The following is a 15,941-nucleotide window of genomic DNA, read 5'->3' on the forward strand; positions in this document are numbered from 1 at the left end:
CCGGTCTTGCCTGGCAAGCATCACGATCCGCCCGGATCGGCGACGAGCTGCTCATAAATCAACAAGAACGGCCATCCGGGAGGAGAAACATGCGCCGCATGACGCCGCTAGACGCTGCTTGGCTCACCGTGGATTCACGCGACACACCGATGCACGTCGCCACGCTGGCGATCCTGTCGAAACCCAAGAATGCGGCACCCAGCTATCTACAGGATCTGGTCGACGAATTTCAGGGCGCACGCAGCTTTGTGCCCCCGTGGAACCTACGCATCCGCCAGTCCGCGCTGAAAAACGTGCTTCCGGTCGTTGAGGAAATTCACGACATCGACATGGAGTATCACGTTCGTCACTCCGCGCTGCCCAAACCCGGGGGCGAACGCGAGCTCGGGGTGCTGGTCTCGCGGCTGCATGCGCATCAGCTCGATCTGTCACGCCCGCTGTGGGAGTGCCACATCATCGAAGGCCTGGAGAACGACCGATTCGCGATCTACATCAAGATGCACCATGCCCTGGTCGATGGCGTCGCCGGGGTACGCATCATGCAGCGGTCGTTTTCGGAGAGCTCGCGCGAGCGCAACATGGGCCCGCCGTGGACGCGCCGCGCCGCCACCGAACCCAAGCGTGAACACCAGGCCGATGCCGCGCTAAGCCCGACCGGCTGGGCATCGGCGGCCCTGACCAGCACACGCTCCAAGGCACGCAGCGCCGCGGGGCTCGGCAAGACCGTGGCCCACATGATCAGCGCCGCCGGCAACCGCGAAAACGCGCTGACCTCACCCTACGATTCGCCGAAGTCGGTGCTGAACAAGCGCATTTCGCCCCCGCGACGTTTTGGCACCCAACAATATGAACTCGAACGCCTGAAGAAGATCTGTCAGGCGGCCAATGTCACGCTCAACGACGTGGTGCTGTGCATCTGCGGCGCTGCGCTGCGTCGCTTCCTGCTGGAATCGAACGCCCTGCCCGACAAGCCACTGACGGCCGGCATACCGGTGTCGGTGCGGCCGGCGGGCGACATGCAGGTCGGCACCGCGATCAGCTTCATCCTGTCCACGCTGGGCACGGATATCGCCGACCCGTTGCTCCGGCTTCAGGCTATCCACGCTTCCACCAGCAAGGCCAAGAACGAACTGCAGGCCCTGACCCGCAAGCAGATCGACGGCTACACGCTGATGCTCATGGGGCCGTTCATCGGCTCGCTGGTCACCGGCCTCGGCGGTCGCACCCGGCCGGTGTTCAACATCACGATTTCCAACGTGCCCGGCCCGCAGAAACCGCTTTTCTTCAATGGTGCTCGGGTGGACGGGGTGTACCCGGTGTCACTGGTCACGCATGGTCAGGCGCTGAACATCACCTGCCTGTCCTATGCCGGCAAGCTCAACTTCGGGTTCACCGCGGCGCGCGACACGTTGCCCCATATGCAGCGCCTGTCGGTGTACACCGGCGAGGCACTGGATGAGCTGGAAACCCTGTTACTCGCCAAGGCGCCCACAAAAACGGGGACCTCGCGCAGGCAGAAAGCCGGATAAACAAAGAGGGCGCCATTGGCGCCCTCTTCATATCCAACCGGTGCGTTGGCCTATTTTCCGTAGGCTGCCCGGTAGGCAAAGAAGCCGCCGCCGGAACAGGCATCCGCGTCTTCGTAGCTGTCATCCACCACGTTGTCGATCCAGTCGACCAGCAAGTCGTAGCCTTCGGTGTGCACGACACTCCGGGCCAGCGGCGGCATGCGGGCCGCGATGGTGGTCGCATCGGGACCGACGCGATACGGGACGATCGAATCGGAGGCATCGCCAGGATGGATGTCGTAGGCGCGGCCACCACGGCCTTCGGTCCCGGTGGCCGTCGGCCCCTTGCAGATGCCGTACACGCCATTCACCTCCCGGTGCCAATCGAGGTACATGCCGGTGTTCGAGGCCTGTCCCTGAGGGTTATGGCAGTGCGCGCAATTGACCTCCAGGTAGGCGCGGGCACGCGCCTCAACATCCTCCGGCGAGCCGGCGGCATAGCCTGAATCCCCCGGCACGTTGAAGATCGGTAAATGCTCGACCGCGGTGGCGACATGGGTTTCGGCATCCACGGTCAGATCCTCCGGACAGTTGTCCATGTAGCCGTTCTGGCACCAGTAGGCGACCTGGTTGAAGCCGGCAACGGCATGATGCGCCTGCCCCGAATCGATCGGCGATTCGCTCTCGTACACCCGGTTCAGGTTCCGTGGCTTCGGCCCGATGGGCGCCGTGCCGGTTTCCACATCATTGTTGCTGTGACAGGTAATGCACTGGCTGCCGTTCGGGAACAGGTACTCCTGCGTGGAACCCGTGTGCCGCACGCCGCTGTCGACGTCGGTGTAATCCCAGGAGGCCGCCGTGCTGCCACCTTCCAGCGCGAGATGCGCCGACCAGTGACCATCCTGCTGCGTCCAGATGTACTCCAGCCCATCCCAGTAGGCGTGACCGTCGTTGCGGACTCGCTTGATCAACAGCCGAGTCTCGGCGGGCGTTTCGGTTCCCGCGGTTTCATCCACGAAGGCGAAGGTTTTGGCGATAATCGTCCCGACCGGGAACATGATCGCTGTGTTCACGCCATCGGCGGTATCCCGGTAACGCGCTTTCTGGCCATCCGGCAGGAACAGCACCCGGTGCTTGGTCGAATAGTCGGTGAACAGCTTGCTGTTCAGCACATATGGAATCCCGCGGCCGTTCGGCGCACTGCGAGGATCCTCGGGGTCAGCAAACAGGTGATACTGATCCAGCGACGGGCAGTTCACCGCATAGGCAGCGGCATTGATCTGGCCGCTGCCGACGGATGCGCCGCAGAGGCGGGCGATCTCTTCCGCGGTCGGCGCCGGGTCCACCGAGCCGGATGGCTCGAACGGCGGAATCACCACGGCGTCGAGATGCTCCATGGCCTTGCCGTATTGGGTCGGGCAATCGTGCGGGGTCATGTCGAAATCCGACGGGAAGTTGGCCACGCCCCCGAGAATCTCCTGAATGCCGGCGACACTCAGCAGATTGCCGATATCACCACCGAGCAGCAGGAACACGGCTTCGAGTCCGTCGAGGCCATGGAAGTTGGCGTAGGTCAGGCTGTCGTCGGAAAAACTGTTGTCCGCCGCGATGCAGGACGACCACCAATCCGGCAGGATGCGCTCGCCTTGGTCATCGAACTTGTAGGCGTTGTAGCGACACGCCGGATTCGGGTACTGGTTGCCGGAAATCGGCTTGCCCTGCTCGTCTTGCGGGATGGGATCGCCATTGGCGTCCACCGGATACGGGCATTCCGGATCGTAGTCATCCAGATAGCCGTCCCAGACGATGTGGGCACCGGCATAGCGACCACCACCGGCCAGATTCTTCAGGCCGATCAACATCGGGAACACCGATGTGATCTGGTCCCCTCCGCTGGAAATGATCGCCTGCAGATCGGGCAGCGGCAGGCTGTTGCCGTTGTTCTCGAAGGTATTGCCGTAGATGTTGACCGTCTCGCTATACATGTCCAGACGGCGGTCACCGGGCTCGCCCAGCACTTCGTAGCTGGTGTGGACGATGCCGGCGGTATCGTGATCGGTGATCGTGTTGTTGAAGATTTCGATCTTGTCGTAGCCCAGGGTCATCAAACCGATGCCCTGCGGAACATCCGATACCAGTGTTCCGGGTTCAGCGAAGTTGTAGACGTTGTTGTTCCGCGCCACGTTGCCGTGCACGCGTGTGGCCTTGCCGTAGCGGGTGATGCCGTCCAGGTCGTAGACCAGGAAGCCGGCGGTGTTGCACTCGGCAAGGTTGTCGATGAACTCGCCGCTGCGCACGTTCTCGATCTCGAACGCGAACACGTTATAGGCGGCGCGCGAGTTCTGGATGATCGCGTTGTCGGTCTGGCCGACATAAATGCCGGCATCCGAGGCGCCGATCGACTCGGCGTGGTCTACGAGGATGTTCTCGGATTCGACCGGATATACGCCGTAGCGGCCGGCCGCGACGCTGACCTGGTAATCCGGTGACGCCGCGAACTCGTTACGTGGTGGCTCGGTGCACGCGATATGAATCTTGTCGGCGTAATTGTCTGCGGTGATCAGATCCTCGTCGTCGGTATGGAAACCGCTGGACCACATCGTACGCACATGGCTTAGCGTGCCGTGGTTCACGCCCTTGAGCTTGATGCCATCGCCGGGCGTATCCAGCACGGTCAGGTCCTTGACCGTAATGCCACGCACATTGCTCGCGAGAATCCCTTCCTGCGATGTGCTGTTCTTGAACGAGAGGATGGTCTCATCCATGCCGCAGCCCTTGACCAGCACGTTCTCGGTGTTGGCCAGCGACAGGCCGGTTTCGAGCTCGTAGTAGCCGCAATCGAACTGGATCGTGTCCTTCGGGCGTGCCTGCACCATCGCGCTGGCCATCTGTCCTGTGGCGTCCGGCCCGAGCTCGATGAAGAACACGCGGCCGTCGGCATCGCCCGCTCCGTCGGATGGTGGGTTGCTGGTGCCGCAGGCGGTCAGGCTGATAACCACTGCGAATAACACCGTGATTGGCCGGAACGGATTGGTCATGCTTCTTTCCATTTGGAGGCAGGCGGTGGACGACGCGCAGGCGCGATCCAATCGATTTAACACGGACTTAACGTTACACCCGCCACCGGGCCTTCCGGCTAGTAAATTTGGCTCAAGTCCATATGGGACCTGTATGCGGCGACGCTCGGTCGGCCGCCGCCGCCCATAAAAAAGGGGCGCTTGAATGCGCCCCTTCTGGTTTCTGTGGTCCTCCGCCTAGTTCAGGGCGAAAGCACCACCACTATCGCAAGCATCAGCATTGGCGTAGCTGTCGTCCACTACGGTATCGATCCACTGGGTCAGCAGGGCGTGGGCCTCGATATGCACCACGCTGCGCGCGATCGGCGGCATCCGCGCGGCGATGGTGTCCGCCTCTGGACCAATGCGATAGGGCACGATGGAGTCCGATGCATCACCCGGATGGATGTCGACCGACCGGCCACCCCGGCCTTCCGTCCCGGTGGCCGTCGGTCCTTTGCAGATGCCGTACACACCATCGACCGGACGCGCCCAGTCCACATAAAAGCCGGTATTCGACGCCTGCCCCTGTGCGTTGTGGCAATGAGCGCAGTTCACCTCGATATAGGCACGTGCACGCGCCTCGATATCTTCGTTGGACCCTGCGGCGAAGCCGGCGTCGCCGGGCACGTTGTAAATCGGCAGATGCTCCACGCCGCCGGCGACCTGGGTAGATGAATCGACCGCCAAAGGCTCCGGACAGTTCGTCATAAACCCGTTGTCGCACCAGTAGGCCAGCTGATTGACGCCATGCACCGGATGTTGCTGCTGACCGGAGGGCATTAGCGAGTCGGTCCGGTAGGCCCGGTTGAGATTGCGCGGCTTCGGCCCAATCGGCGCGGCGCCGGTCTCGACATCATTGTTCCCGTGGCAGGTGATGCATTGGTTGGCGTTCGGGAACAGGTAGTTGTCGGTCGACCCGGTATGGCGCACGCCGCTGTCCACGTCGGTGTAGTCCCAGCTCACCGACGCCGATCCGCCACCCAGCTTCAGCTCGGCGACGCGCTGGCCGTCGACCTCGGTCCAGATGTACTCCAGACCATCCCAGTAGACCTGACCATCACTGCGCTGCCGCTTAATGATCAGCCGTGTTTCGGCCGCGGTTTCGGTACCGGCCGTTTCATCGGCGAATGCAAACGTCTTCGCGATGATGGTGCCCACAGGGAACCGGATCGTCGCATTGACGCCATCGTCGGTGTCGCGGTACTGCGCGGCCATGCCATCCGGGATATAGGCGACGCGGTACTTGGTGGAGTAATCCGTGAACAACTTGCTGTTCAGCGTGAACGGCAGGCCCCGCCCGTTCGGCAGGCTCATCGGATCATCCGCATCGCTGAACAGGTGGTACTGGTCCAGCGTCGGGCAGTTCACTTTGAAGGCCGCAGCGTTGATCTGACCGACGGCGACTTCCGCGCCGCAAAGGCGCGCGACCTCTTCCGCGGTGGGCGCCGGGTCGATCACGCCGGATGGCACGAACGGTGGGATGACCACCGGCGGCAATGGCGCCAGGTTGCTGCCGTAGCTGGTCGGGCCATCGTGCGGCGCCATGTCGAAGGTCGAGGGAAAGTCCTGCGCGCTGGCAGCGACTTCCTGCAGCGTCGCGGGGTCCAGCAGCGCCGCGGGGTCGCCACCGGCCACGATGAACGCGGCTTCCAGCCCTTCGGTGCCGTGGAAGTTCGCGAAGGTCAGGCTGTCGTCGGCAAAATTGTTATTGCTGTCAATGCAGGAGAACCACCAGCTTGGCGTGATGCGGTTGCCATCACCATCAAACTTGTAGGCGTTGTACCGGCAGTCCGGGTTGGGATACTGGTTGCCCTGAATCGGCCGACCTTCGGCATCTTGCGGAATAGGCTGGCCAGCGCCGTCCGTCGGGTAGGGACAATCGGCGTCCAGCTCGTCCATGTAGCCATCCCAGACGATATGCGCGCCCCGGTAGCTTTCACCGCCGGCCGCGTTCTTGAGCCCCACCAGCGTGGGGAAGGCCGAGGTGATCTGGTCCCCACCGGTCGCCGCGATGGTTGCGACATCCGCCGGCGGCAGGTTGTTGCCGTTGTTGACGAAGCTGTTGTTGTAGACATGCATGCCCTCGGTATACATGTCGAGCCGCCGGTCGCCAGGCACCCCCATCAACTCGTAGCTGGTGTGCACGATGCCGGCGGTATCGTTGTTCTGGAACAGGTTGTCGAAGATTTCGAGCTTGTCGTAGGCCAGCGTGATCATGCCAACACCACGCGGCACATTGGAGACCAGCGTGCCCGGCTCCGCGAAGTTGTAGGTGTTGTTGTTGATCGCCGTATTGCGATACATCCGCGTGGCCTTGCCGTAGCGGGTCAGGCCGTCGAGATCGTAGACCAGGAAGCCACCGGTGTTGCACTCCGACAGGTTGTCGACGTACTCGCCGCCTCGCACGTTCTCGATTTCGAAACCGAAAACGTTATAGGCCGCACGCGAGTTGCGAATGATCGTGTTGTCGGTTTGGCCGACATAAATGCCGGCGTCCGAGGCGCCAATCGATTCCGTGAATTCGACCAGAATGTTCTCGGATTCCACCGGGTAGATGCCGTAGCGGCCCGAGGCCACGGATACCCGGTAACCGGGTTCGCCCGCGCCGATGTCCTGGCTGCCGTCGGCCGACCGCTGCGGATTCACACAGGCGACGTTGAGCTTATCCGCATAGTTGTCTGCCGTGATGGTGTCCTCGTCTTCGGACAGCCGGCCGCTGGACCACATGGCCCGCACGCGGGTCAGCGTGCCGTGATTCACGCCTTTGAGCTTGAATGCGTCGCCTGGCGGGTCGAGTACGGTGAGATCCTCGACCGTCAACCCGCGCACATTGATCGCGAGAAAACCTTCCTGCGCCTGGCTGTTCTTGAAGGACAGCACCGTCTCATCACGCCCGCAGCCTTTCACGAGCACGTCTTCGGTGTTGGTGAGCTGAAAGCCCGTGTCCAGTTCGAAGTATCCGCAATCGAACTCGATGACGTCCTTCGGACGCGCCTGGACCATGGCCGCAACCATGTCGCTGGTCGCCTCCGGCCCGGGGGAGATGATGAATGTCCGGCCCACGGTGTCGGAGACATCCTCCCCACCGCCGCCGCCAAGCGGCTGTTCGCTCGTACCGCAGCCGACCAAAACGCCGGCCAATAGCAACCCCACCGCAGCGTGTATGCGCTGTCTCATCAGCTTGTCCTCCAGTCTCGCACCAAGATATTGAGTGTCGGCTGGTCTGCGCCCGCCGCCTCGTTTCGAATAGGATGCCTGATGCCCGCCGTCCCTGCCCGCGCAGGCCACCCTTGCCTACGGTGTGCCGGCCTCCATGGCGGGCAACCGCTCGTTCAGCCAACGTCCGATATCGGCAATCTGTTCCGGGCTTACCTGATGCTCCATGGGGTAAGTCCGCCAATCCACGCGATAGCCCGCCTCTAGCAGCCGGTCCTTCGACGCGGAGCCAAACTCCGGCGACACCACGCCATCGAAGCTGCCATGCATCATCAGAATCGGCAGATCGCGGTTCGCGGCGTGGGCGTGGTCCGCCAACCGGTCCCGCAATGGCAGGTAGGTCGACAGGGCCAGCAATCCGGCCAGCCGCACGGGGTATCCCAGGGCCGTGTGCAAAGCCACCGCGCCGCCTTGCGAGAACCCCGCCACGACCACCCGATCGGGCGCGATGCCTTCGTCACGGAGTTCGGCGATCAACCCCTCGATCCGGCGCGCCGATGCGGCGATACCGTCTGCGTCTTCCCGGCCTTCGGCGGTGAGCGACTTGATGTCATACCAAGCCCGCATCGCCATCCCCATATTAAGCGTCACCGGTCTGACCGGCGCATGCGGGAAGATGAAACGCACCGAATGCCCGACCGGTAGCCCGAGCATCGGGATGATGGGCACAAAATCATTCCCGTCGGCGCCGAGACCATGCATCCAGATCACGCAGGCATCAGCCTTTGAATCCGGTTCGAGTACAACGGCGTCGTCCATGGTCTTTGGCATTGATCAAGGTTCGTTAGACTGGCCGCTCATTGTTGACCGGCCATCGGAGGCCGACAAGCACATGCGTCTGTTCACCCTGCTGTTGGGCGCTGCCCTGATGAGCGCCTGTGGCCAGATGGGGCCACTCGTGCGCCCGGGCGAAGACCCAAACCGGGTGTCGCACGAAAACCCGGTCGACGCCAGCGAGCCTGCCGCCGTCGATGCAACCGAGGCCGAGACCGGTCCGTCGCCTTGATCACGGCTCACCCTGATAACGGCCGGTCGCAACGCCCCGGACAATGAACGTGGCGCAGCTCGGCCTGCCGCTGACCCTGGCCGTCTTTGTCGCGGCGGCGATCGCGGTGCTGTTCGCCGGCCTCGCCCTGACCGCACGCGCCGAGCGGCTGGCCGCAGTCACCGGACTCGGGCAAGCGGTGCTCGGTGCGGTATTTCTCGGTGCCGCGACATCGTTGTCGGGCACGGTGACCTCAGTCTCGGCCGCCTGGGCCGGCGAGGCCGAGATTGCCTATGGCAATGCCATTGGCGGCATCGCGGCACAGACGACGTTCCTGGTGATCGCCGATTTCGTCTATCGGGAGGTCAACCTGGAACACGCGGCGGCCTCAGAGGCCAACCTGCTGCAGGGCGTGTTGCTGGTGGTGCTGCTCGGCCTGGCGCAGGTGGCGATGTTCGGCCCGGGCTGGACCCTGTGGGGGGTGGATATGGCCTCGTTCGCGCTCGTGGCCATGTACATCTTCGGGGTGCGCCTGATTGCCCGCGCCCACCAGCAACCGATGTGGCGCCCGAAACAGACTCAGCACACGGCTGCCGAAGACAGCGACGCGCCCGCCAAACCGGAGTCCGGCGAACTGACGCGCCTCTGGCTGAGTTTCGGCGTGCTCGCGCTCATCGTCTCGATTGCAGGCTGGGCCATCGCCGAGACCGGCGTGGCGCTGGCCGAGCGCACCGGCATTAGCAAGACGCTGGTCGGCAACGTGATGACCTCCGTGGTCACCTCCATGCCCGAACTGGTGGTCGCGATTGCCGCGGTCCGCCGCGGGGCACTGACGCTTGCGGTCGGCGACATCCTCGGCGGCAATGGTTTTGATGTGCTGTTTCTGGTGCTGTCCGATATCGCCTATCGCGCCGGCTCGATCCATGTGGCCGTGTCGGATAAACAGGCCTTGTGGCTGTCACTAAGCGTGCTGATGGTGGGCGTCACCCTGCTGGGCCTGCTGCGCCGACAACGTCACGGCCTTGGCAACGTCGGCTTCGAGGGCGTGCTGGTACTGGGCCTATACGCCACCGGCATCGTCTTGATCGTGCTGGGCTGAACAGCTGGCTCCGGATCAGCGAGAGCGGGCCGTCGCGTCGCTATACTCCGCGCTTCACCCAAAACCTTGCGCGCCCATGGACTCGGTCGTCGCTGCCTCCAACGCCCCGTCATTGGACCGGCTGATACACCCCCTGCGTGGCTGGCCCGCAGCCTTGTTGTGGATCGCCTTGAGCGGCTCCGCACACGCCGCCGAGCACGACGCACGCACCGGGTGGTTGCCGGCAGAACCGGTGGTCAAGCCCTTGATGGCGGCGACCAGCGAGGCGGTGAACGAGCTGTCATTCTCCCGTTTTCGACGCGACGGAACCGAGGTGACCCTGGGCAACGGCAAGCTCGGGCTGGAGTTCGGCTTCTACGGTTGGCAGCACGAACAATCGATCACCCAGATCGGGCTCATGGCGTCCACGCAATCGCAGTTCAACATGAGCACGTCGTCGGACGTGCTGGTGAACACGGACTACTTTCTCGCAATCCCCCTGCTCTGGCGGGGCGGGCCGTGGGAGATCCGCATGCGGCTGCTGCATCAGAGCTCACATCTGGGCGATGAGTTTCTGCTGAGCGGCAACGCGCCGGAGCGCAAGAACCTGTCCTACGAGGCGCTGGACCTGCTCGCCGCCTACCACCCGGCGCCGGGCTGGCGCCTCTATGTGACCGGCGGCTACATCATCGCCTCAGACCTCGACGAGATCGGTAACGTCGGCGGTGGCGGCGGCGTGGAGTACCTCAGCCCCAACCCCGTCTGGGGCAGGGCGCACTGGGTCACGGCTTTTAACACCAACGCGACCGAGGCCTTCGAGTCCGACATGCAGGTGCGGTTGATCAGCGGTCTGCGCATCGCGTCGGACACGGTGGCCGGCAATGCATTGACCATTGCCGCGCAGGGCTTCACCGGCCCGATCCCGTTTGGCCAGTTCTTCAGTGATAGCGCCACGTACTACGGATTCGCGCTGTTTTTCGAGCGGTTCTGAAGCCAGGATTTCTTTAGACTAGACGACCGCCTGCCGGCAGCGCCGCGCTCGTCCCGCCCTCAATCCGGATACCCCGACGTGGACCATTTCAACCTCAACGATGGCGTGCTGCACGCCGAATCCGTACCTGTCCCCGCCATTGTCGCGGCGCACGGGACGCCCTGCTACATCTATTCGCGAGCAACACTGACCCGGCATTTCCAGGTGTTCGACGATGCGTTGGCGGGCCTGGAGCATCTGGTGTGCTACGCGGTGAAGGCGAACAGCAACCTGGGCGTGCTCAATGTACTGGCCCGGCTCGGCTCCGGTTTCGACATCGTCTCGATGGGCGAACTTGAGCGCGTGCTGGCAGCCGGCGGCGACGCGGCGAAGACGGTGTTTTCCGGCGTGGGCAAAACCGCCGCGGAGATGGAACGAGCGCTGGAAGTCGGTATCAAGTGCTTCAACGTCGAATCGCTGTCCGAACTCGAACGGCTCAACACTGTGGCCGCCGCAAACGGCACGCGAGCCCCGGTCTCCCTGCGCATCAATCCGGATGTGGACGCCGGCACCCATCCCTACATTGCCACCGGGCTCAAGGACAACAAGTTCGGCATCGACATCAACGATGCGGACCGAGCCTTTGACCGCGCCCGTGACCTGCCCGCGCTGGACATCTTCGGGCTGGACTGCCACATCGGTTCACAGCTGACGACGCTGCCGCCCTTCATCGACGCGCTGGACCGGCTGCTCATCCTGATAGATCACCTGGCCGACCGCGGCATCACCATTCGCCATCTTGATCTGGGTGGCGGGCTGGGTATTCGCTACCAGGCCGAGGAGCCCCCGCTTCCGCACGACTACGCCACGGCGATCCGCGACAAACTGGCGGACCGAGGCCTCGAGATTCTGATCGAACCGGGCCGCGCCATCGCCGGCAACGCGGGCATTCTCGTGACCCGCGTGGAATACCTGAAGCAGCAGCCGGAAAAGCGCTTCGCGGTCGTCGATGCGGCTATGAACGATCTGCTACGCCCGACCCTCTACAACGCCTGGCAGAACATCGTGCCAGTGCAGCCACGTGATGATGCCGACATGCACCGCTACGACGTGGTCGGCCCGGTTTGCGAATCCGGCGACTGGCTGGGCCGCGATCGCGATCTCGCAATCCTGCCGGGCGATCTGCTCGCCGTACGATCGGCCGGCGCCTACGGATTCACCATGAGCAGCAACTACAACTCCAGGCCACGCGTCGCGGAAATCATGGTCGATGGCGACACCACGCATCTGGTCCGAGCCCGCGAGACACTGACTGACCTCTGGCGCGGTGAACAGGTGCTACCGGCATGAGCGCCGACAACACGCTTTACCTGCTCGACGGCTCCAGCTGGCTTTACCGGGCGTTTCACGCCCTGCCGCCGCTGACCAATTCCAGCGGCGAGCCCACCGGCGCCGTGTTCGGCATGGGCAACATGCTGCGCAAGTTGCTGGCCGCCGAAACAGGCGACCACATCGCGGTGATCTTCGACCCGCGGGGCAAGACCTTCCGCCATGCGCTGGATGCCAACTACAAGGCCAACCGCCCGCCCGTACCTCCGGAGCTCGCCGACCAGTTCGAGCCGATCCGCACACTGGTCGATGGCCTGGGCCTGCCAATGCTGCAAATCGACGGCGTGGAAGCCGACGACGTGATCGGCACGCTGGCGAAACAGGCCGAGGCCGCCGGCTGGAAGACGGTCATCGTGACCGGTGACAAGGACATGGCGCAGATCGTCAGCGACCAGGTCTTGCTCTACGACACCATGAAAGACAAGCGCATGGACCCCGTCGGGGTGGTAGAAAAATTCGGCGTCGGCCCCGAACGCATCATCGATCTGCTGGCGCTGATGGGCGATACCTCCGACAACATCCCCGGCGTGCCCAAGGTTGGCCCGAAGACCGCCGCCAAATGGCTCAACGCCCACGGTGATCTGGACAGCATCATCGCCAATGCTGACGCCATCGGCGGCAAGGTCGGCGAATCGCTGCGCGAACACCTCGACCAACTGCCGAAATCGCGAGAACTCGCGACCATACGTTGCGATGTGGAGCTGCCGCTGACCTTTGACGCGCTGACGCGAGGCGAACAGAAAACCGACGTGCTGCGCGAGCTCTACCAGCGCATGGACTTTCACCGCTGGCTGACCGATCTTGACGACCAGGCGCCGCCGCCCGCAGCCGACGCACCGGATGCACCCGCGCAGGTTCAATACCACACGGTGCTGAGCCAGGACGCCCTGGACGCGCTCGTCCAGCGCCTGGAAACCGCCGAACTGATCTGCCTGGATACGGAAACCGATGCGCTGGACGCCATCACTGGCGGCCTGGTCGGCCTGTCCTTCGCCGTGGAGCCCGGCGAGGCCTGGTACGTGCCTGTGGCGCACGACTACATGGGCGCGCCAGATCAGCTTGATCGCCAGCATGTGCTCAACGCGCTGCGTCCGGTGCTGGAGGGCGAGTCGCCATCCAAGGTCGGTCAGCACCTGAAATACGACATCAACGTGCTCGCCCATCACGGCGTGACCGTGCGCGGCGTGGACTACGACACGATGCTGGAGTCCTACCTGCTGGACCCCACCGCGGGTCGTCACGACATGGACTCGCTGGCCGAGCGGGTCCTGAACGTCAAGACCACCAGCTTCACCGACATTGCGGGGAAGGGAAAAAAACAACTCAGCTTCAACCAGATCGACCTGGAGCAGGCCACGCCCTACGCCGCGGAGGACGCGGACATCACGCTGCGCCTCCACCAGCAACTGTGGAAGCGACTGTCGAACGAACCTGGTCAGCGCTCCGTATTCGAATCGCTGGAGATCCCGCTCGTGCAGGTACTCGCGCGGGTGGAACGCCACGGCGTGCTGATCGATGCCGGGCATCTGCGGACCATCACCCACGAGATGGCCGGGCGGATGCGGGAGATGGAGGAATCCGCCTATGCCGCGGCCGGTGGCGAGTTCAATCTGAATTCGCCCGGCCAGCTCAAGGACATCCTGTTCGACCGCCTGGGGTTGCCGGTCAAGCGCAAGACGCCGAAGGGACAGCCGTCCACCGCCGAGGACGTGCTCTCCGAGTTGGCGCAGGAGCATCCGCTACCGCAGATGATTCTGGACTGGCGCGGCTTGGCCAAGCTGCGCTCGACCTACACCGAAAAACTGCCGGAACGCATCAACCCGATCACCGGTCGCGTCCACACCTCGTACCACCAGGCCGTTGCCGCCACGGGCCGCCTGTCCTCCTCCGAACCCAATCTGCAAAACATACCGATCCGCACCAAGGAAGGTCGCCGCATCCGCGAGGCCTTTGTCGCCCCGCCCGGCCACCGGCTGGTCGCGATCGACTATTCGCAGATCGAGTTGCGGCTGATGGCCCATTTCTCGGGCGACGAATCCATGATCGCCGCCTTCGTGAATGGCCGGGACATCCATCGCAACACCGCCGCAGAGGTCTGGGGGCTGGAGCCGGAAGCCGTCACCGACGAACAACGCCGCGCTGCCAAGGCCATCAACTTCGGTCTGATCTACGGCATTTCGGCCTTCGGGCTTGCCCGCAACCTGAACATCGGTCGCGACGAGGCGCAGTCGCACATGAATGCGTTCTTCACCCGCTACCCCGGCGTGAAGGACTACATGGAGCGCTGCAAGGCCGGGGCGAAAGAACAGGGCTATGTGGAGACCCTGGCGGGGCGCCGCCTCTACCTGCCCGACATCGGAGCGCGTAACCAGCAGGCGCGGCAATACGCCGAGCGCACCGCCATCAATGCCCCGCTGCAGGGCACCGCAGCCGACCTGATCAAACAGGCCATGATCGACATCGACCGCTGGCTACAGGGTCAGGATGCGCCCGCGAAGATGATCATGCAGGTGCATGACGAACTGGTCTTCGAAGTGCCCGATGCCCAGGCGCAGACGCTGGCGAAGGCGCTGGCGGAGCGGATGGAGGCCGTCGGCCAAGGGTTGTCTGTCCCACTGATCGCCGAATTTGGAATCGGCGCGAACTGGGATGAAGCACACGGATGAACCGAGGCCGACGAACGGCAAATTAAGACCGATAAACGGCCTTGTCAAAAGTCTATTTTTTTATTTCAAATCAATCACTTAAATAATTTCAAACTTTTTTCGAGCAGAATGAACTTCGGGCCAGGGGGCGGGTCTTATTCCGTGAGCGCTTTCCCCGGCGCTCTCCGCCTCCACTCCCTGGGCGGAAACAAGCGATCGGCTCCCCCAAGCCGAAACCGCTTCCCCGGCGCGGTCGTCCCCGGACCCGTCGGGGATTTTTTTTGCCCGCAGGAAACTCTGCTCTATTCACAGCACCAGGTGCTGCCTAAGAACAGGCGAGGCGCGAGAACCGGCTCCGTCCTGGCGGTGCGGATAAATCGGTACTGCCCAAGGACTGATCAGACAGTCTGCGGCAACAGCAAATCCACCACGGCCAGCTTGGCGGCGTCGATGCCGGTTCCGGTGCGTGCGGACACGCTGAGCACGGTCGCGGCGCCGTCGATCGCGCGGATGACGCCCTGGCGCGCTGATGCGGCGGCGCCCTTCGACAGTTTGTCTGCCTTGTTCAGCAGGATGATGCACGGCAGCGGCCGGGCGGCGCACCAGTTCAGCATCTGCACATCGGTTTCGGTCAGCGGGCGTCGCGAATCCATGATGATCACCAGACCGACAAGCGCGTCGCGATACTGCAGGTAAGCCTCGATCATCCGGTGCCACTCACGTCGCACCGACTCCGGTGCCTTGGCAAAACCATAGCCTGGCAGGTCGACCAGCCGCGCCGTGTCTTCCAACTGAAAGAAATTCAGTAGCTGCGTCCGCCCCGGCGTCTTGCTCGTGCGCGCCAGCGACTTCTGCCGTGTGACCGCGTTGATCACGCTGGACTTGCCCGCATTGGACCGTCCGGCGAAGGCGATCTCCGGCCGATCAGGCTCCGGCGCCTGGCGCAGGGCCGCAGCGGAACACTCGAATTGGGCTCTGGCGAGCAGCCGGCTGGCACTCTCGGTTCTGTCGTCGATCATCGGTACGCTACAATAGGACGATTCCCATGATATGACTTTTCCGGCGCGCTCAGTTCGCCGCCTGCAGGAGCC

Annotated in this window: 10 protein-coding genes; 6 read left to right on the forward strand and 4 right to left on the reverse strand. The window is 63.5% G+C overall.

Translation table 11 applies throughout. The features are described 5' to 3' along the window. The first annotated feature begins 98 nt into the window (after positions 1-98). Positions 99-1,529: a wax ester/triacylglycerol synthase family O-acyltransferase gene (locus tag ACE1EY_RS06435; RefSeq protein WP_373928058.1), complete on the forward strand. Its 1,431-nt coding sequence runs from the start codon at positions 99-101 to the stop codon at positions 1,527-1,529. A 50-nt stretch (positions 1,530-1,579) separates the two neighbouring features. Here the strand turns inward: ACE1EY_RS06435 and ACE1EY_RS06440 are convergent, their stop codons facing one another. The 3 genes from ACE1EY_RS06440 to ACE1EY_RS06450 form a co-directional block, all read right to left on the reverse strand. After that, positions 1,580-4,546 carry a parallel beta-helix domain-containing protein gene (locus tag ACE1EY_RS06440; protein ID WP_370299739.1) on the reverse strand — a complete coding sequence of 989 codons (2,967 nt, stop codon included), beginning with the start codon at positions 4,544-4,546 and terminating at the stop codon, positions 1,580-1,582. A 216-nt stretch (positions 4,547-4,762) separates the two neighbouring features. After that, positions 4,763-7,744 carry a parallel beta-helix domain-containing protein gene (locus tag ACE1EY_RS06445; RefSeq protein WP_370299740.1) on the reverse strand — a complete coding sequence of 994 codons (2,982 nt, stop codon included), beginning with the start codon at positions 7,742-7,744 and terminating at the stop codon, positions 4,763-4,765. Positions 7,745-7,861: 117 nt separating this feature from the next. After that, a complete protein-coding gene (locus ACE1EY_RS06450) occupies positions 7,862-8,554 on the reverse strand; it encodes an alpha/beta fold hydrolase (protein WP_291514513.1) in 693 nt (230 codons plus the stop codon). 61 nt (positions 8,555-8,615) lie between these two features. Between ACE1EY_RS06450 and ACE1EY_RS06455 the strand changes: the two genes are divergently transcribed. The 5 genes from ACE1EY_RS06455 to polA all read left to right on the forward strand — a co-directional run bounded on the left by ACE1EY_RS06455 (position 8,616) and on the right by polA (position 14,871). After that, positions 8,616-8,789, forward strand: a complete 174-nt coding sequence (locus tag ACE1EY_RS06455) for a hypothetical protein (RefSeq protein ID WP_291514512.1) — start codon at positions 8,616-8,618, stop codon at positions 8,787-8,789. 43 nt (positions 8,790-8,832) lie between these two features. After that, positions 8,833-9,867 (forward strand): sodium:calcium antiporter, encoded by a 1,035-nt coding sequence (locus ACE1EY_RS06460; protein ID WP_370299741.1) that lies wholly within the window; start codon positions 8,833-8,835, stop codon positions 9,865-9,867. A gap of 76 nt (positions 9,868-9,943) precedes the next feature. Next, positions 9,944-10,837: a DUF1207 domain-containing protein gene (locus tag ACE1EY_RS06465; RefSeq protein WP_291514510.1), complete on the forward strand. Its 894-nt coding sequence runs from the start codon at positions 9,944-9,946 to the stop codon at positions 10,835-10,837. Positions 10,838-10,915: 78 nt separating this feature from the next. After that, positions 10,916-12,166: a diaminopimelate decarboxylase gene (lysA, locus tag ACE1EY_RS06470; RefSeq protein ID WP_291514509.1), complete on the forward strand. Its 1,251-nt coding sequence runs from the start codon at positions 10,916-10,918 to the stop codon at positions 12,164-12,166. Next, the gene (polA, locus tag ACE1EY_RS06475) at positions 12,163-14,871 is read left to right on the forward strand and encodes a DNA polymerase I (protein WP_370299742.1); all 2,709 of its coding nucleotides are present in this window, start codon (positions 12,163-12,165) and stop codon (positions 14,869-14,871) included. The genes lysA and polA overlap by 4 nt, the downstream gene beginning before the upstream one ends. 377 nt (positions 14,872-15,248) lie before the next feature. On the opposite strand, the gene yihA is transcribed toward polA, so the two are convergent. Further along, positions 15,249-15,869: a ribosome biogenesis GTP-binding protein YihA/YsxC gene (gene yihA, locus ACE1EY_RS06480; protein ID WP_370299743.1), complete on the reverse strand. Its 621-nt coding sequence runs from the start codon at positions 15,867-15,869 to the stop codon at positions 15,249-15,251. Positions 15,870-15,941 lie beyond the last annotated feature (72 nt).

This window comes from Abyssibacter sp., from assembly GCF_964229365.1.
GTDB lineage: Bacteria > Pseudomonadota > Gammaproteobacteria > Nevskiales > OUC007 > Abyssibacter.